The sequence below is a fragment of the Paenibacillus amylolyticus genome (assembly GCF_047302515.1).
Classification (GTDB): domain Bacteria; phylum Bacillota; class Bacilli; order Paenibacillales; family Paenibacillaceae; genus Paenibacillus; species Paenibacillus amylolyticus_G.
In genome coordinates, this window is record NZ_CP168019.1 from 4855645 (window position 1) to 4875062 (window position 19418).

The window sequence follows — 19418 nt, forward strand, 5'->3', positions numbered from 1 at the left end:
AACGCTCCTTATAATCGATTCAGGCTGAACCTGCTGCCTGTGATTCTTGTTCTGCATTTTGCATATGACATGGTATTGGTTCAAAATCATGGTAAGGTCCGAATTAAATGATGGTATCCGTTATCTGTTATCCGTCACATATTGTCATCTATACGTTGTTATAAGCTATATATCTTATATTCAAGTTGCTCCTGACACAGGTATTCCAGGTATAACCGAACCACATCACGAGTTGTTCCACCATGGGGAAAGACGTGGTGTGTCAGATCTGGCAAGGCGTTCACTTCCAGGATGCCTCCCTGATCTCTGGAGATCGGGGTGCGGATATCAAAACAACGAACATCGACTCCTGCTACATCGATCTGAAGAGTCTTTGCCGCCTGAATGATCATTCGGGCATTTTCGGGATGAATGATTCCGGTACAATCCTTGTAGAATTCACTGATTTTTCCGGCGGCAGAATTGCGGAGATTGTATAACTCAATTTCTTTTCCGGCGGTAGGAACTTCATCCAGTGTTGTCCCTTGTGCATGTAATACCTCCAGCAGTCGTTCCGTTTCTGCATTAACCTCGGGAAATGCTTCATACTCCCCAATGTGCGTCATCTCTATTCGTTCCTGATTCAACTGCTCAATTAACGCCCGAACGGTTGAAGTTCCGTCTCCCTCAACATAGACAGGCCGATACTGGTTCACAGCCGCCACTTCTCCGTTGATGATCAGCACTCTGTAATCGATCCCGGTCACATATTGCTGTAACATAATGCTGCTGCCGTGGACACTCGCAAGATGAATGGCTGTCTCCAGTTCTTCTTCAGTACGCACATCCAGCGTCACGCCCATGCTGCTGCTCGCATCCAGCGGTTTCACTACAATAGAGCCATACTTTTCCAGAAAATCTGTTGCTTCGCTTCCCATCTCCGGGATCACGATAAATGACGGCACAGGCATTCCTTGTTCATGCAGCAACATATTACATGCCTGCTTGTTCTTGGCGAGCAGTCCAGCGATTAACGGCAGACGATGAGATCTGGTTTTGTTAATGATGATCTCTTGGTCCCCTACAGACAGCTTCAGAAAATCTTCGCATCCCTCAAGAAGTGGCTCACAGGTGATACTCATTTCTCTCGCTTTGCTTATAATGAGTCGGTTTTGCAGATTATGAATCCCTTTCGGAAACACTGAAAATCCTCCTCGATCGAATGAAGGTACTCGCTCCTATATAAGTTGAATACTGTTTTTACACGAAATCACTGCGCGGTCAGAACCATCTTCCGATCGCTGTTATCCCCAAATTTTTTTGAATCCCTTATACAAAGGGGAAAATCCGGTGATAGCGTATGCTTTCGATGCAGCTTTCTTGCAGAAAACTTGTAGCTCCGCTTCTTCAGATCTGTTCTGCTCCCTCCGTTAACGTGTGAAATTTGAATTCAACTTATATTGCTCATACGTTCATCAATTTTTATTGTAGTTTAATATTGATAATGATTATCAATATCATATAAAATCTATTTTATGGCAATTCGAGTTATATTGTCAATAATAAACTTTTAAGGAAAAATAAGATTTAATTTAGTGTGAGTTTGAGTCGATGCAGGTATGCTTTTATCAAATAATAGGCACAACAAACCGGGCAAGTTTGGAACATGGTTTTACCAACGGCTTGCCTAATTTGTCATCTGCATGATCATACAATGGAGTTGATGTGGAGTTTTGAATAACTATTAATCGAATCAAAAGCGGACTTTTTGATCCTCAAGCCAGTTGTGTATAACGCTGTTCCCCATTCAGCTTCCTTCCTCTTCCATGTGGGATGCAGGTTGGTGTGCCAAACAGTGGATCGACCGCAATCTCACACTCCATCTGGAAAACCTTACGAACCATCTCCTGTGTAACAATATCTTCCGGTTTGCCTTCTGCGTAGATCGACTTGTTGTGAACAGCCACAATGTGATGCGCATAACGACATGCCAGATTCAGATCATGAAGTACCATAACAATCGTGCGTCCTTCCCGTTCGTTCAACTCAAACAACAGATCGAGGATATCAATCTGATGTGTCATATCCAGATAGGTTGTAGGTTCATCCAAGAGCAGCGTTTCGGTACCCTGCGCAAGTGTCATCGCAATCCAGGCACGCTGACGCTGTCCACCGGACAATGCATCCACAGGTCGATCCGCGAGTTCTGTCAGATGTGTGGACTCCAGTGCCAGCTTGACCATACGCTCATCCTCTCGTGACCATTGCTTCAGCCATGTTTGATGTGGATAACGTCCTTGCTTAACCAGTTGGTTCACCGTCAAGCCTTCCGGAGCGGTCGGGCCCTGCGGCAGGATGGACATGCGTCTTGAAATTTCCTTGGTCGGCAGCTTTGCAATCTCTTCGCCATCCAGCAGCACCGAACCAGAGCTGGATTTCAGCAACCGGGCCATCGTACGCAGCAGCGTAGATTTGCCACAGCCGTTGCTGCCAATGAGGACGGTAATCTGTCCCTTGGGAATGGTCAGGTTCAAATTTTCAATAACGGGATCTGCTCCATAGGAGATCGTAAGCTCCTTGGCTTCCAGAATACTCACAGCTCTCTCCTCCTCAAAACTGATTTCGATTCTTGAACAACAAATACAGGAAAAATGGTGCGCCTACGCCTGCGGTGAATACCCCTGCGGGAACATCCAGCGGTAGAAAGGCAGTGCGGGCAATCAGATCTGCCGCAAATACAAGCAGAGCACCAACCAGTCCAGACACAATCAGCATACTGCCAAACATCCGTCCAACCAGCTTTCGGGCAATATGTGGAGCGATCAGACCTACAAAACCAATGGTTCCGGCAACCGCAACGGCGATTCCCGCCAGCAGTACACTGCATAACAACAACGCTGAACGATGCCGCTGTACAGTTACACCCAGCCCTGTGGCCAGATCATCCCCGAACTCCTGTGCATTCAGGCTGCGAGCGAACCAAATCCCCAGCGGTATAACAATTACGATAACCGGTAAAATCGTTCGGACATCGGTCCACGATGCTCCGTATACACTTCCTGTCAGCCAGATATAGGCTTGACCTGCCGTGTAGAATGGACTCAGGATCAGCATAAAGGTCGTTCCAGCTCCGGTAATGGCTGACACTCCAATCCCGATCAGCACCAGCCGGATCGGACTGACTCCCTTTTTCCAGGCAAGCACATAGATGATCAAAGCCGTCACAATTGCGCCAGCGATGGCGAACAATGGCAACAACTTGATACTTACCGCTCCACCTAACAGCGTAACAAAACCTACAGCTGCAACGGCCGCGCCGCCGGTGATGCCGATGACATCCGGTGAGGCCAGCGGATTACGGATAATGCCTTGCAGAAGTGCGCCTGACATACCGAGGGCTGCTCCTACGAGCAGAGATAATAACACCCGTGGCAGTCTTAAGGTCAGCACGACGAAGTCATGCTCTCCAGCATTCAGACCAAATATCGTTCGAAGCACATCCAGCGGAGAAATAAAGTCACTGCCCACACTGGTACCAACAACCCCTGCCACTAGGAACAGAAGGATACATATGCCGATGACAAACAATGATTTTCGTTCCATTTGCACCGAGACGGTGTCTTTTTTGTTGCGGGAAGTCAACACCTTCCTCATATCTTCGTCACCCCCTTGCGGGCAATATACACGAAGAAGGGTCCGCCAATCAGTGCAGTCATGACACCGAGTGGAACTTCCTGCGGCATGATCACCAACCTTGCAACAACATCCGCGGACAGCAGCAGAATCGCTCCCCCTACAATAGAGTAAGGAACGAGCCAGCGGTAATCATTTCCTACCAGTGCACGCATGATATGCGGGACAACCAGACCAACCAAACCGATCGAACCAGCTATGGCAACAGAACCACCCGCGAGCAATACGGTAACAATACCCATGAGCACCTTGACTAGAAGTACATTCTGTCCCATGCCTTTGGCGATATCATCACCCGTCAAGAGCAGATTGATGGCTCTACCCATGAACAAAGAGACAATAGCTGCGGCTGTCATGTACGGGAGAACAGGATATAACATTTCCAACGTCCGACCACTTACTGAACCGGCAAGCCAAAACAGTACATCCTGCAATCCGGTTCCATCGAGCACCAAAATGGCCTGTGTGAACGAGGCAAATAACGCGGAGATTGCCGTACCTGCCAGTACAATTTTGATCGGTGTCAGGCCATCACGACCGAGGGAACCTAGCCCATATACAATTGCCGCGGCTACAGCAGCCCCTGCAAAACCAAACCACATCATGGTGGTGAGCGAAGACACGGACAATACAACAATGGCAATAACAATAAAAAAGATCGCACCAGAATTGATCCCGAACACACTCGGTGATGCCAGCGGGTTACGTGTCAATGCCTGCATCAGTCCACCCGCCACGGCCAAACTTGCTCCTACAACAGCAGCAATAACTGTACGTGGTAACCGTTCCGTCAGCAGAACCACATGTTCCACAGAACTCTCGTCATAGAATTGCAGTGCTTCCCATGCCATCTGAAACGTGATATGCGTACGTCCCAGAATCATACTGGCTAGGCAAGCAAGTAGAAGTAATATGAATAAACCAACCAGTCCATAGATCTTGGCGCTTGCCTTTGTAAAAAGGGGAAACATACTCTCACTCTTTCATCTGTAAAATGACAAAAGACCTGCCTGCCCATACACTTCGTTAACGAATGTCCTGGTGCATGGCAGGTCCTGCTCCTGTTAGTTAGTTCAGGTTGAACTGCTTATATAGATCGTCCAGCATCATGTTGGCCGATGTGTATCCACCTGCCATGTTCCAGGCCACTTCATCGACCTGAACCAGTTGGTTGTTCTTGACTGCATCAAGGTTTTTCCACAGTGGACTGCTGGTCCAATCATCATAATTTTTCTGAATGGCATCTGTTTCTGTGCCTGAATTGAAGTTGAAGATCATGTCTGCATTCATATCTGGAATGTTTTCTTTGGAAGTCAATTCAACTCCCCATGTGTCTGCGTCATGTCCGGCAGGTCTGGTGAACCCAAGTTCATTCAGAATCTTACCTGCATATCCCATGTAGAAAATACGAACCTGATCGGCTCTAAAGTTCGTGATGGTTGCTTCAATTGGCAGACGATCCCCCATTTTTTCTTTAAAATCAGCTACACGGCCATCCCAATCAGACAACAATTTATCCGATTGCTCAACCCTATTCATCGCTTCTCCAACAGTTTTCACCGTTTCTTTCCAGTCAAACAGCGTCTCCGTCACTACCGTTGGTGCGATCTGCGACAGTTGCTCATAGATCTCTTCATGTCTGATCTTCGTAGCAATAATCAAGTCGGGTTTCAACTTGTTGATCTCTTCCAGATTGGGCTGCGATTCCTGTCCTACTTGTGGAACTCCGTCCAGATCTGCTCTCAGATATTCATAGACTGGCTGCTGAACCCAGGATTCCACCACGCCTGTCGGTTTAACGCCAAGTGCAACAACGACATCATTCGCACCCTGGAACAGTGTCACGATCTTTTGCGGGGTTCCCTTGATTGTGGTTTCGCCCATGGCATGTTTGATCACTCTGGACTGGTCTTCAGTCGCACTTGCAGTTGTATCACTTTCATTATTGCTCTCATTACTGCTTGCAGCTTGGCTAGACGTATTTGTAGTCTCGGCACTTCCACCCGAAGCACAACCAGCAAGTAGTGAAATCATCAGAATAAGTGCTGCATAAATGTATAGCTTTTTCTTTACTTTATACATGAAATCCGTCTCCCCTTTTTTATCTAAATGATATTGAATCTCATTATCAATTGTATTGTAATGGAGATGAAATCATTATACAAGCATTTTATTTGGAAAAACTTCTCACTCCCTATCGAACCCTATAACTTCACAAAACAACATTAAATAAAGATATATTAACTAAACCAATACAATATATATCGATACAATACGCCTCCACACAAACCATATATGTAAATTTTTTCTCTGTAACTTAACATGCACATTTCTCTTCTAACTTCTAGCTTCATCTAATACATGTCCTTTTTGCTGGTGAATCATTATTCATTCATATGCATCCAAGCGAGTTATTTACTGTAAAAAAATTCCTGTAATTTCTTGTCGCACTATGTTAGATTATCCATTGGAATAAAATCACATCTATAGATAGGGGAAATTAGCACGTGAAGAAATCATGGGTACTATCAATCATTATGAGTTTTGTTTTGCTCGGCGGGGTGTTCGCACCTGCAGGCTCCTATGCCGCTGCTGCGGATGACTTAACCAATACATATTCGGAAGACGAATACTATGAAGTTGACACGTCAGAAGAAGAACCGGAACTTACAGCCGAAGAAGAAGATTTCCTGAACTACCTGGATGCATTGACCGATCCTGCGGTATACGAGAAGAAAGCAATGGATGCAGTAGGTGGCAATACATACATTACATCTTCCAATCGCAAATCCTTCTATCTTAAACTGAACAATACAGCAATCCCTAACTACACCAAGTATGTTTCCATGCTGAAACAGATCAAACCGGAGAATGCTGAACTGAAAAAAATCCATGCCAAATTGGTTAAAGGCAGCTATGCTCAGCTTGAAGGATATCAATTGTTCAAAAAGTCTGTTGCCAAAACGAAAGTAAACAGCAAACTCCTTAAACAAGGTAATGACAAGATTGCATCAGGGATCAAAAGCATTCAACAATATCATGCTGAAATCAAAGCCTACGGCGAAAAACTGGGCTACCAAATGTAAAACAGCCACACATGTATAACGTCAGAATGCACTATTCCGGCGTTCACCGTGTGAATGGAATCATCGCTTTATCCGTTTTAAACAATTTTGAAATTTAAGGAAAAAAAGTGTTTTCTTTTGCTGCGTTAGTTCGTATAATAGCACTATAATCAAAAGGCTATGCTGCCGAAAGGTACAACCTCGTGAACAATTGAGGTTGTGCCTTTTTTGCGTTTAATGGCCACTTTCATCTGAATTTCATCATCTGACGAGGAGTGATTTACATGATTCTTGAAGCCATTTACCACCGCCCCAAACTCAATTGGTCCTATGCTTATGACCGCTCAACCATGCATTTGCGACTTCGGTCCAAACGTGGGGATCTGGATGCGGTGATTGCCATTACCGGGGACAAATATGCCTGGGATCGGACGATCACGCACATCCCTATGCACATCTTTGCCCGGGATGAAATGTTCGATTATTGGGAAGCCGAGACTTCACCTCCCTATCGCAGATTACGGTATGGTTTCCAATTGATTCAGGGAGAGGAATCCGTCTGGATGACGGAGCGTGGATTCGAGCAGGCGCTGCCTGATCATCCACTTGAATTCTTTGATTTTCCATTTATGAATCCGGTCGACATTTTTGAACCGCCTGCTTGGGTTAAGGACGCCGTGTTTTATCAGATTTTCCCGGAACGTTATGCCAATGGCGATCCCTCCATTAGTCCCAACAATGCTGAACCCTGGGGAGGAGAGCCTACACCGGTGAACTTCTTTGGCGGCGACCTCCAAGGTGTACTGGATCATCTGGATCATATAAGTCAGCTTGGCATCAATGCCATCTACTTCTGTCCGCTGTTCGAGGCCACGACGAACCACAAATACAATACAGGCGATTACATGAAGGTTGATCCTCACTTTGGAACCAATGAACAGTTCAAAGCGTTCGTGGACGCCTGTCATCAGCGCGGCATACGCGTTGTTCTGGATGCGGTGTTCAACCATTCCGGCAGAGAGTTCCCTCCTTTTGTCGATGTCATGAAGAATGGAGCCTCTTCCATCTACGCAGATTGGTTCTATATCAAAGACTGGCCGCCACGTGTGGAGGATGGCATACCGACTTATGACACCTTTGCCTTTGAACCGCTCATGCCGAAACTGAACACGGAACACCCTGAAGTGAAGGCATACCTATTAGAGGTAGGACGTTTCTGGATTGAGGAGATGGACATTGACGGATGGCGGCTCGATGTGGCGAATGAGGTGGATCATCAGTTCTGGCGCGAATTCCGTCAGACGGTAAAAGCCATTAAACCTGACGCCTATCTGCTCGGCGAGATCTGGCATGATTCGCTCATGTGGCTTCAGGGAGACCAGTTCGATGCCGTGATGAATTATCCGTTTACCAACTCGGTATTGGACTATACGGTGCACGGCAAGCTCGACGGACTCGCATTTGCCAATGAGATTGGCAAACTGCTCGCAGCCTATTCACAACCTGTAACGGAAGCGGCCTTCAATCTGCTCGGAAGTCATGATACCCCCAGACTGCTGACCTTATGTGATGGAGACGAGCGCAAGATGAAACTTGCCGTTACGTTGTTGCTTACGTATCCAGGTGTGCCATGTATCTATTATGGAGACGAAGTCGGTCTTGATGGAGGATATGATCCGGGTTGCCGCAAGTGTATGGAGTGGGATGAGACCAAGCAGAATCGCGAGCTTCTGGAATTCTTCACCCGTACAATTGCACTTCGCAAACAGCACCCTGCCCTACGCAGCACAGAACTGAAGATTGTATATGCAAAAACCGGAGACCCTTGTCTTGCCATCGAACGATTGGATTCGCAGACGGGAGAGCGCATGCTTCTTGTTCTTAATGCGGGTGATGAACCATGCACCCTTGAACTCCCCTTGGGAGATCGTAACATCTGGCGAAATCTGTTCACATCAAACACCGTGGAAGCTCGGCAAAATAAACTGACCCTCGATCTGGAAGCATACGGATTCTCCCTGATGCAACTTGAGGTGAAACAACCAGCTGAGGCCTGAGATAAATACAGCTAACAAGGGAAAATAACTTCAAAGAGGCTGTCCCCTAGGTGATATGCTCCCCATAAAGTAGACAGGTAAAATAATAAAATCCTGTTACTGTATGGGTAGCATATCAGACCAAGGACAGCCTCTTCTGTATCTTATACGTCATATCCTAACGAACCCAGCACACGTTATTTGCTTCATTATACGCGGGCTAAATGCTTAACGAATTAGAGAGACCTTATTTCGTCCAATAAGTCGATTTTCGAGACTAGAAGCCGTATTTTTGAAGCAATAACGTTACTGAGATTCGTTAGGTTTTACTTTCTTGATTATCCCCTCAATACGATGTTTGAGGTTCGTTAGCGATACCGATTCAAGCAAGGTGAAACTCTTCGAGGCAGCACCTTTTCTGTTCCCTTTTGTGTTTCCAGATAGGTTAAAGTTCACTACTCTACTCTACTCTCCCGCCTGATAGTCGTTAGGGGCAGCGACCTATTTCCCAGCCGAGGCGAAGGGTATCGAAGTCATCGGTTTTCGTATTTTCTTCATTCTTGAACTTACGAGCGCTCCCTGTGTAATTACGATTTTCTGCGGAATCTTGTATGAAGGCAGCTTGTCCTGACAATATTCCCAGATGGATCGCCGCAGATCGGTGAGAGTACATTCTGTGGCCAGGCGGATAGTCACCTTCACCCTCTGACCAGTGATACCACTCTGTTCCCCCGAAACTACGGCCGCTTCAATACATTCCATCTCTTCCAGAACACCCTCGACCTCGGCAGGATACACTTTCCGTCCCCCTACGTTAATGATCTCGGAACGACGTCCTAGAATACGAATGTACCCCTGCTCCAGCAAGGCTTCATCCCCAGTACGTAGCCACCCGTCCTCTGTAAAGGGTGATGGTGCATTCAAATATCCGATCATCGCGGTTTCCGTACGAATCTGCAATTCTCCTTCCACGACCCGGTACTTGACCCCTTCATCTTGAATGGAAAACAGCAACGAGCCTGGCTCTTTGGAGCGGGTTGGCAGAATGCCAAGTTCAGACATGCCATAGGCTTGTATCGTCCTTAACTGTGGAAATCTCCGGTTCCAGGCTGCCAGTACGGATTCAGGCATCACTTCCGATCCGTATGACACAACTTCGAGACTCGACAGATCATATCCCTCATCATTTCTACCCAGCAGTAAAAGATTCATGAATGTTGGGGAGACAGGCAGCGCCTGTACACGAAACTTCTCAATCGTTCGGCACACTTCTTCGGGTGATCGATCCGCAATGATACAGAGGCAGCCCCCACTGGACAGGGATTGAAGCATGGTATTCACACCGCCGATATGATCAAACATCATAAAAGGAATCGTTCGCAAAGGCCTAACCTGCCGCCGAAAACCATGTAACAGCCGATCTGCACGATGCACAGTCGCTTTACTCACTCCGGTTGATCCGGATGAAAAGAGTACAAGTCCGCCTACGCCTTCTTGTGCCAGCGAGGATAACAACACAGGAACCTCTCCAGATAATTCACATGTTTGCCGAATGCACAACTTGCCTTCTTCAATGCCCAAACGCCATTTCACCTGTGCCAGCTGGATATATTCCTCTCGTTTGGCTTCAACCAGGTTCCGATCCATGGGGAGCACGATACACCCTTGTCCGAGCAAAGCAACCAATGCTGCCGCTGCATAGGGGGAATAGTCTTCCTCCAGCGTTACAAGTTGCCCAGTCAGCCCTTCTGCTGTAATCCACTGACTCATGATGCCAACCTGTTCCAGCAGCCAACGGTAACTGTACTCCTGTTCCTTCCAGATCAGCGCAGGTTGCTGTCCCTGCTCCGCGAATCGTTCAAGCAAGAATTGGTTCAACATCTTGCATCCTCCTTACCGGCAGGCGCCCATTGCTGTGCGAGATAATCAACAAGTGAATCCACGGTCTGATATGGGCTTTCCGGCATGGAAGCAGCAGCCATCTCCGCCAGTGCGGCTCCCATCCCCGTTCCCCATCGATCTTCGATTCCCTGCTCTACCACTGCAAGCAATGACACGAGTTCCAGCGAATCCAGTTGCCCACTTCGTCCGTACAGTGGAGCGTTACCACCCTCACCAAGTGGAATCGTTGTATTATGGTACGCGTTTAACTCCCGGCAACTATCCAATACGATACGGAGCAAATCCTCCCTGTGTTCTTGTCCAATCATCAACACGGCCTGACGTGGGAAGCAATCTGCCTGAGGTATGGACTGTCGAAGTGACTCATACCATTGCCATTCATCGGTGACCAACATTTTAATTACACTTGTTAGCTGTACTTTCCACTGCTCACGCTGTTTTATCCGACTGACCTGAAGCATATTATAGGCCTTCTCCCAACGTACAATGATCTCGCTGAATTCTCTCGCATATTGATCAAGTGGAGAACCTAGCCATAAGGCAGACTCCTGAAGAAGATCTCGAAGAAAATATCGACTCCATCGCATATTAAACAGCAGACTCGATATTAACATTTCATTGGCCAGATCCCCTTCATTCGCCCCATGCAATGCACCTAAGAGTCGCAGAGACACCGCATGTCCAAAATGATAATTACGCTCTCCTTGCGTAATCGTCCGGCCTGTCAGAAACTCTTCAATCTGCGTTGTAAGCGCTTGGGTCAACATTTCGCGGTAACCCGCAGAGTCAAGCTTCACAGTCGCCCGAATGTCCATGGTGCCAAACGTTCGGAGTTCTTCTTTGCGCTTGGCCTGAGCAAGCTCGGGTATGTTCTGGTTACCTTTCCAGAAGTCATGAAAGGCCCTTTGAGCAACCTTCCCCTTATACTTGGAGGGCACGGGATCGTAGACGTGAACATGCTCATCTTCCAAACCATATACAGCAATCCAATGGTCTACCAGATGCAGTCGGGTGCCTTGCTTCACATGTTTGCGAATGTACTCGGGATTCTGATAATCCTCACAGTAAGGCAGATGATAACTGGTTCCTGTAGCCAAAAATAGCTCACCTTCGCCAATATGCTGCCGGATCTGCGTCTTGCCTTCCTCGAAGCTTTCCAGCTGTCGCTGACCATACATCTCCCAGATCGGCTCTACATAATCCAGTTTGTGAAAATAAGGCTTCACCAGTCCGTTATCCCCGCACGAAGGAAGGCTGTACAACCGACTTGCCGCCAGCAGTGCCAGACTTGTGATGGATCCTTGTCGATGGAGCACTTCATGAATCAGAGGAAAATTGCAGGGATAATAATAAGGAATGTCCAGCACTGGAGCGAATGAAGGAATGATCATTTTGGGCCTCCTGTTCCCGTTTTGGCCGACGTACTGCCCCAGGATTGGATTAGGTAATGCACAGACATATCATCTGTCGCTCGAAATACCCGCTTCTGGCAAGCGATACATGTTTTCTTCCAACAGTCCGCTTTCCGATGTTTCGTCCAGCTGCACATCCACATAAAATGGCGACATCATGATCAGTTTTCCGAAAACATCCGGATTTCTCATCCCCATGTGCAATGTACAAAGCGCCGCGGCAGATGAACCCAACAGCCCGGTATTCGACTTGTCCGGCAGTGTACGGTAACGATGATCAATGATCGGCTTGAGCTCATGAATGATGAAATGCTCATAGTCGATGCCTGAGCACCCCACACTCACGGCCTCTCTCTCAGGAGCAATGTAGTGGTAGAATTCGTTGTGCGTGACTGGACGGACATGTGCAATACCGACAATAATCAGTGATTCAATCTGCCCGGAGGCAATTAGTCCGTCCGCTGCCTGATCCATGTTCCATGTTTCATTGCCTGTCCGGGATGGACCAAAAGCCCGCTGCCCCGCATGAACGTACAGAACCGGATAATGCCGAGCTGTCTGCTCATGGTAACCGGGCGGGAGGTACACATAAATGTTGCGGATATTGCCCAGCCTCGACGCCTGAATGCCTTCCAAACATTCGATGACAGAATGGGTACTCAACGATTATCAACCGCCTCTCTTCTCCCGATTCGACTGCATAATACAAACAACCCCGCCTCAGAAGAGACGGGGTTGTCCCAGAACACACTTAAGTGTCCCGGGATACATAGCCCTTATATTGTGAATCTGCGAATAGTTTAAATCCCCGGACATGCTTTTGTAAACATAAAAATAGAAAATAAATGCTCTCAAAAAAGTTATTGACATAAGATCCATTATTTCTTACGATAGCGTTGTGATCATAACTCGAGGGCCATGCTTTTAAACCAGAGCGGTTTAGGACAACCCCGGTAACTCCCGAAGGAGATGCCGGGGTTGTTGGCGTGTCAAAAGGAGGGAAGTCTTCAATCCACTGCGTAACATCCTGTTGTATTGAAAGCGCTATTATTCAAGATCCAGGTTGGTTGTTTATCTAAACTACTACATTCACGAGAAGGGTGGATTACTATGTTTCAAATGGCCAAACGCGTACTCCTCAGCACAACACTGACACTCAGTTTACTTGCAGGGGGCGCACTTCCCTATCTGCCTGCTTCAGCGATCCATGCCGATGCGGATACCGCAGTTACCAACAAGCAGAACTTTAGTACAGACGTCATCTATCAGATCTTTACAGACCGATTCCTGGACGGCAATCCTTCCAACAATCCTACCGGAGCTGCCTACGATGCCACTTGTAGTAACCTGAAGCTGTATTGTGGCGGCGACTGGCAGGGTTTGATTAACAAAATCAACGATAACTATTTTAGCGATCTGGGCGTTACGGCATTATGGATCTCCCAACCGGTCGAAAATATCTTTGCCACGATCAACTACGGCGGCGTGATCAACACAGCGTATCATGGCTACTGGGCACGTGATTTCAAGAAGACCAATCCGTATTTCGGAACAATGGCTGACTTTCAAAATCTGATTACGACTGCTCATGCCAAAGGCATCAAGATCGTAATTGACTTTGCACCAAACCACACGTCTCCTGCCATGGAAACCGATACGTCCTTTGCTGAGAATGGCAAGTTATATGATAACGGTAATCTTGTTGGCGGATACACGAATGATACGAATGGATATTTCCATCACAACGGCGGCTCCGACTTTTCCTCCCTGGAGAATGGAATCTACAAAAACCTCTACGACCTCGCTGACCTGAATCACAACAACAATACCATTGACCAATATTTCAAAGATGCAATCAAGCTCTGGCTTGATATGGGCGTGGACGGCATTCGTGTAGATGCGGTGAAACATATGCCTCTCGGCTGGCAAAAGAGTTGGATGTCCTCCATCTATGCACATAAACCTGTATTCACCTTTGGTGAATGGTTCCTGGGATCTGCTGCATCCGATGCGGATAACACGGAATTTGCCAACGAATCCGGGATGAGCCTGCTTGATTTCCGCTTTAACTCTGCCGTACGTGATGTCTTCCGGGATAACACGTCCAATATGTATGCTCTGGATTCGATGATTACAGGCACAGCGGCAGATTACAATCAGGTGAATGATCAAGTTACGTTCATCGACAACCATGATATGGATCGGTTCAAAACAAGTGCCGTCAACAACCGTCGTCTGGAACAAGCGCTGGCCTTCACGCTGACTTCACGCGGCGTACCTGCCATCTATTATGGTACCGAGCAGTATCTAACGGGTAACGGGGACCCTGATAATCGGGCCAAAATGCCTTCCTTCTCCAAAACAACCACTGCCTTCAACGTGATCAGCAAGCTAGCCCCTCTGCGCAAATCCAATCCGGCGATTGCCTATGGCTCCACTCAGCAACGCTGGATCAATAATGATGTGTACGTCTATGAGCGCAAATTTGGTAAAAGTGTAGCTGTTGTTGCGGTGAACCGTAATCTCTCCACACCAGCAAGCATTGCGAATCTAAGCACTTCACTGCCAACAGGCAACTACACCGATGTATTGGGCGGTGCACTGAACGGTAATAACATCACTTCCACCAATGGCAACGTCTCTTCCTTCACACTGGCAGCCGGTGCAACAGCGGTATGGCAATATACAACGAGCGAGACAACACCAACGATCGGACATGTAGGTCCGGTGATGGGCAAACCGGGTAATGTCGTTACGATTAGCGGACGCGGATTCGGTTCCACCAAAGGCACGGTATACTTCGGTACATCAGCCGTTACCGGTGCAGCCATTACATCCTGGGAAGATACACAGATTAAAGTTACGATCCCAGCTGTTGCCGCAGGCAATTATGCTGTAAAAGTAGCTTCGAATGGCGTCAACAGCAATGCGTATAACAACTTCACCATCCTTACGGGTGATCAGGTCACTGTACGATTTGTCATTAACAATGCTTCCACCACACTGGGTCAGAACATCTATCTGGCAGGTAACGTGGCAGAACTGGGCAACTGGAGTACGGGTACAACAGCTATTGGCCCTGCTTTCAATCAGGTTATCCACGCCTACCCAACTTGGTACTATGATGTGAGCGTGCCTGCCGGGAAACAACTGGAGTTCAAATTCTTCAAGAAAAATGGTGCAACCATTACGTGGGAAGGTGGTTCCAACCACACGTTCACCACACCAACCAGCGGTACAGCGACTGTAAATGTAAACTGGCAATAGGATATTCAGTCCACAAGGTAACCCGGAGTTACGCTAACGCAGCGTATGCTCCGGGTTTTGCTATTGGATTATAATATATAAGTTGAACAAATGACTTTACACTTGACCACTATACAGCCAGAACCATCTCCCATCGCTGTTACCCCCAGTTTTTTGATTCTCTTCTATACAGGGAAAATCTGGGGGTAACCTATGCAACCAATGTAGCTTTCTTTAAGAAATCTTTTAGGCGAACGCTTCGCTTTTCCGGATTGCATCTGACTACTCCGTTATCGTGTAAATGTTTATTATTCAACTGACATAGATTGGATCTATATCTCACAATTCTAATGATAGGTTCGAATTGACTTCAATGTTGTTGCTGCCAGAATACCTGTTGCCAGCAGTAATATGCCCACGCCTTGCAGCACAGAAGCTGCCCCCCATTGATCTGCCAATACGGAGACAACAGTCAATCCCAGAATAGGCGCTGTACTGGTGATTGTTCCAACTACACCATAGACCCTTCCTTGCAGCTCGTCCGGAACGGCTGTCCTCAGCATAATCTGGGTGAGCATCGTACAGCAGGCGAACATCGCACCTCCGCCCACGATGAACGGCAACGCCATGATTGGCGAGGATACATTTGCCAAAAAAATATAGAGTGGCCCCAACACAATCAGACCGATAAATACCCACCTCCCTCTTCGCTTCAATCGTTTTCCCGAAGCAATCAACAATGCAGAACCAATCATATATCCCAGCGGAATACAGGTCTCAATTAATCCAAACTGTACCGGATTCGCCTCCCATACCTTGACCGCCATCACTTGAACCAGCATCATGGCCGACATGAAAAACAAAATCAGTACGGGATTGAGCAATACGATGGAACGGATCAGACGTTTCCGATAGATGTAGGCAAACGAACTACGCCATTCCTGAGCAAACGTGGTCTGCTGACTAACGGATCGCTGTACCTCAGGAAAGCGGCCCGCCATCAGCACACAGACTGCGGACAACAGGAAGGTTGCTCCTGTAATTAATATGGCAACGAACCCGCCAAAGGCAGCAACAGCCACTCCCGCAGCGGCTAGTCCACTGATTCGGGCAAGATTATCCACCATATGAATGGTTCCGGTCGCTTGTTGAATATGTTCTCTGCCCACCATACTTGCTACAGAGGCGTGGAATGCAGGGGCCTGAAACAGGCTTGAAAACATGGAGAGTGAGAGCAACAGCAGTACCACCGGAAACGGAGCATGCCAGCCGAACAAGCTTACCGCAATCAGTACAGCCATTACGCCCCGAAATACATCCGAGGTCAGCATCAGCTTCCTGCGATCCAATCGATCTGCAACCGTACCCGCCACCGATCCAAACAGAAAGCTGACGGCCATATTGCAGATCTGTACGGCCGCCATGCTCTTTGCACTCCCTGTGGTCTGTAACACCCACAGACTGATCGCAATCCCATTGAAGCAATCCCCAAAGACCGAGATGCCATAGCCGTACAATATCCTCCGAAAGGTAACATTACGCCATAGTGTTCGCGGAGCTTTGGTATTATGCAATGCAGCTTGTCCATCTTGGTATCCAATGTTCTCGGGCTCACTGGATGGTATCATGCCCATACATCACGTTCCTCCCTAATCATGATTCGAGCCCATGCAGAACCAGGCACTTCCGCAGCATTGCCAGTCGATAAAGACATGACATCACGGAAGTGCCTGGTTTGCGTGCCGCAGGTATCGCGGCTGACTATGCTGTTATGGCACAGGATTACCCTTTCGAAGCTCCTGCCGTCAGACCCTGAACCAGGAATCGTTGCAGGAAAACAAACAGCAGGGTAATTGGAATAGCAATCAGTACCGCCCCCGCAGCAAACATCGTAAAGTTACTGTCCTGATAACGGTTGACCAGATCCCACATACCCACCGCAAGCGTCCAGTTCTCTTTCGTCCGCAGCACCAGCCGGGCGAAGATAAAGTCCATCCATGCACCCGTGAAGCTAGTCAGCGCTACATAAGTTAACATTGGCTTGGATAAGGGCAGGATGATGCTGGTGAATACACGCAGGTGACTTGCACCATCCATGCGGGCTGCTTCGTCCAGACTGCGGGGAATCGTATCAAAGAAACCTTTGACGATAAATCCGCCCAGTACCGCCCCTGATGAATAGACCAGGATAAGCGCAGCGTGGGTGTCGAGCAATTTAATTTGCAGCAAAATGATATAGATTGCGATCATGCTCATAAAGCTCGGGAACATGCCGAGGATCAGCATGGTGGAGAGAATCGTTTTACGTCCACGAAAGCGGAAACGGGACAAGGCATACATCCCAAGTGTCACCATCAGCGTGGAGAAGATCATCGTGAAAAAGGCAATTTTCAGCGTATTCATATACCATCTGCCGTACATAAAAGACGGGTTATTGAACAGTTCCCCGTAATGGGTAAGCGTGAATGCTTCCGGCCACAACCGTTCACTGAACAATGCCGCACCAGGTCTCAGAGAAGAGAGAAAGATCCAGAGCACCGGGTAGATGGAGACAACGGCGATGATCAGCAACAGCACATAACTCAGGGCCAAACGCAGCGGATTATTACGTGTATTCATTGAATCATGTCCTCCTCCTTGAATGATTTGGAGCGGCGGAAGTTCCAGATAGAGAATGAAGCGATAATAAGGAAGATGATAATGCCTACCGCTGAAGCCATGTTGAATTTGTTATTGTCGAGTGTGAGCTTGTAGAGCCAGGTTACCAGCAGGTCCGTTGCCCCTGCGTACTGGTAGTCTCCCCGCAGTGGATTTCCGTTGGTCAGCAGGAAGATGACATTGAAGTTGTTGAAATTTCCGGCGAACTGCATGATGAGTACTGGAGTTGTGGCAAAAAGAATGAACGGCATCGTAATGATCCGGAATTTCTGAAACGCAGATGCTCCGTCCACTTCGGCAGCCTCATAGAGGTCACGAGGGATGGCTGTCAATACACCCAGAATCAGCACCATACTGACCGGAATACCGATCCACATGTTGACAACAATGACGGTGACTTTAGCCCAGAACGGATCTGTCAGCCAAGGTAATCCCTCCAGCCCAAATGCTCTCATGTACGTATTGATCGGACCAAACTGACCATTGAACAAATTACGCATAAGCAGCAAGGAGATGATCTGTGGGATCGCATAAGGCAAAATAAAGATCGTCCGCCACAGCTTTTTGAAGCGTATGCCCCGCTGTTCAATCAACAGTGCTACAAGTACGCCACCAAAATAGGTGGTGACTGTAGCCAGGATGGCCCAGATGACCGTCCAGGTCAGCACACCGTAGAATGTCTGGCTCCAGGATTTCAACTGGATCAGATCGCTGAACGTCTTGAAGCCCACCCAGTCCACGAGTTTGGCTGGCGGAATATGATCCGGGGCCGAATAGTTGGTAAACGCAATTGTGATCGTAAACAGGATGGGCATAACGGTGAAGAAAAGAATGCCCAGTGCCGGGATGGACAGGAACAGATACGGAAAGTTTTTGTCCATCATGTTCCGAAGCGAAGCCGCTGCGCCCAGGGTCTGCTTGCCTTCTTCCCTCGCAAGTCCCGTGACGTACGCATCCCGGATATTCAGGATATAGATCAGGATAAACACAAAAAACACCAGCAGTACGATAATGCCATCAAGCAGCAAAAAGATGGAATGGTCTCCCCTTTGAAGTACAGTGGACCCATTCACTTTGACAAAACGCTGTGTATTTTCCCCCAGTGTCCATATGCCCCATACGGCCTGTGACAGGCGAGGAAGCAGGTACGCAAGCCCTGCTCCCTCCAATAACAGTAGACAAATCCCCTTAATCCATTGTCGATTGTACAGCTGTCCAAGACCTTGCAGTATGATGGAAAATATGGCCGCTGTCATCCGGTGCTGTCTTTCCCTGTTCGGTCCAACGGGCACCGGGACATGCTGCTGTTGCATTCGCTCTCTCCTCCCCGCCTCTTGATAACCTGTATACATTGAACAAAAGTGTACTTACACTGACCACTTCGATGACAGAACAAGCTTCCGATCGCTGTTATCCCCAGATTTTTT

The 19418-nt window shown here is 47.8% G+C and carries 14 protein-coding genes; 3 read left to right on the forward strand and 11 right to left on the reverse strand.

Translation table 11 applies throughout. The features are described 5' to 3' along the window. Positions 1-158: 158 nt before the first annotated feature. The 5 genes from ACDJ59_RS21190 to ACDJ59_RS21210 form a co-directional block, all read right to left on the reverse strand. Positions 159-1181, reverse strand: a complete 1023-nt coding sequence (locus ACDJ59_RS21190; protein WP_413405534.1) for a hypothetical protein — start codon at positions 1179-1181, stop codon at positions 159-161. A 573-nt stretch (positions 1182-1754) separates the two neighbouring features. Continuing rightward, positions 1755-2576: an ABC transporter ATP-binding protein gene (locus tag ACDJ59_RS21195; protein WP_413405536.1), complete on the reverse strand. Its 822-nt coding sequence runs from the start codon at positions 2574-2576 to the stop codon at positions 1755-1757. A 13-nt stretch (positions 2577-2589) separates the two neighbouring features. Further along, complete coding sequence (locus ACDJ59_RS21200) at positions 2590-3633, reverse strand: FecCD family ABC transporter permease (protein WP_413405538.1); 1044 nt, start codon at positions 3631-3633, stop codon at positions 2590-2592. Then, entirely contained in the window at positions 3630-4643 is a 1014-nt protein-coding gene (locus tag ACDJ59_RS21205; RefSeq protein ID WP_413405540.1) for a FecCD family ABC transporter permease, read from the reverse strand. The genes ACDJ59_RS21200 and ACDJ59_RS21205 overlap by 4 nt, the downstream gene beginning before the upstream one ends. 97 nt (positions 4644-4740) lie before the next feature. Then, the gene (locus tag ACDJ59_RS21210) at positions 4741-5754 is read right to left on the reverse strand and encodes an ABC transporter substrate-binding protein (protein WP_405171702.1); all 1014 of its coding nucleotides are present in this window, start codon (positions 5752-5754) and stop codon (positions 4741-4743) included. 425 nt (positions 5755-6179) lie between these two features. Between ACDJ59_RS21210 and ACDJ59_RS21215 the strand changes: the two genes are divergently transcribed. Both ACDJ59_RS21215 and ACDJ59_RS21220 read left to right on the forward strand, forming a co-directional pair. After that, positions 6180-6758 (forward strand): hypothetical protein, encoded by a 579-nt coding sequence (locus ACDJ59_RS21215; RefSeq protein ID WP_413405543.1) that lies wholly within the window; start codon positions 6180-6182, stop codon positions 6756-6758. Between the two features lie 263 nt (positions 6759-7021). Further along, positions 7022-8794 carry an alpha-glycosidase gene (locus ACDJ59_RS21220; RefSeq protein WP_413405545.1) on the forward strand — a complete coding sequence of 591 codons (1773 nt, stop codon included), beginning with the start codon at positions 7022-7024 and terminating at the stop codon, positions 8792-8794. Between the two features lie 480 nt (positions 8795-9274). Here ACDJ59_RS21220 and ACDJ59_RS21225 read toward each other — a convergent pair whose 3' ends face one another. The 3 genes from ACDJ59_RS21225 to ACDJ59_RS21235 all read right to left on the reverse strand — a co-directional run bounded on the left by ACDJ59_RS21225 (position 9275) and on the right by ACDJ59_RS21235 (position 12750). Beyond that, a complete protein-coding gene (locus ACDJ59_RS21225; RefSeq protein ID WP_413405547.1) occupies positions 9275-10654 on the reverse strand; it encodes an ANL family adenylate-forming protein in 1380 nt (459 codons plus the stop codon). Then, complete coding sequence (locus tag ACDJ59_RS21230) at positions 10648-12066, reverse strand: hypothetical protein (protein ID WP_413405549.1); 1419 nt, start codon at positions 12064-12066, stop codon at positions 10648-10650. The genes ACDJ59_RS21225 and ACDJ59_RS21230 overlap by 7 nt, the downstream gene beginning before the upstream one ends. Positions 12067-12135: 69 nt before the next feature. Then, a complete protein-coding gene (locus ACDJ59_RS21235; protein ID WP_413405551.1) occupies positions 12136-12750 on the reverse strand; it encodes an alpha/beta hydrolase in 615 nt (204 codons plus the stop codon). 447 nt (positions 12751-13197) lie between these two features. Between ACDJ59_RS21235 and ACDJ59_RS21240 the strand changes: the two genes are divergently transcribed. Beyond that, on the forward strand, positions 13198-15354 hold the full coding sequence (locus ACDJ59_RS21240) for an alpha-amylase family glycosyl hydrolase (RefSeq protein ID WP_413405553.1): 2157 nt from the start codon (positions 13198-13200) through the stop codon (positions 15352-15354). A 326-nt stretch (positions 15355-15680) separates the two neighbouring features. Here the strand turns inward: ACDJ59_RS21240 and ACDJ59_RS21245 are convergent, their stop codons facing one another. The 3 genes from ACDJ59_RS21245 to ACDJ59_RS21255 form a co-directional block, all read right to left on the reverse strand. Further along, a complete protein-coding gene (locus tag ACDJ59_RS21245; RefSeq protein WP_413405555.1) occupies positions 15681-16967 on the reverse strand; it encodes an MFS transporter in 1287 nt (428 codons plus the stop codon). A 148-nt stretch (positions 16968-17115) separates the two neighbouring features. After that, positions 17116-17952 carry a sugar ABC transporter permease gene (locus ACDJ59_RS21250; RefSeq protein ID WP_405158605.1) on the reverse strand — a complete coding sequence of 279 codons (837 nt, stop codon included), beginning with the start codon at positions 17950-17952 and terminating at the stop codon, positions 17116-17118. Next, positions 17949-19304 carry an ABC transporter permease subunit gene (locus ACDJ59_RS21255; protein WP_413405557.1) on the reverse strand — a complete coding sequence of 452 codons (1356 nt, stop codon included), beginning with the start codon at positions 19302-19304 and terminating at the stop codon, positions 17949-17951. The genes ACDJ59_RS21250 and ACDJ59_RS21255 overlap by 4 nt, the downstream gene beginning before the upstream one ends. Between the last annotated feature and the right edge of the window lie 114 nt (positions 19305-19418).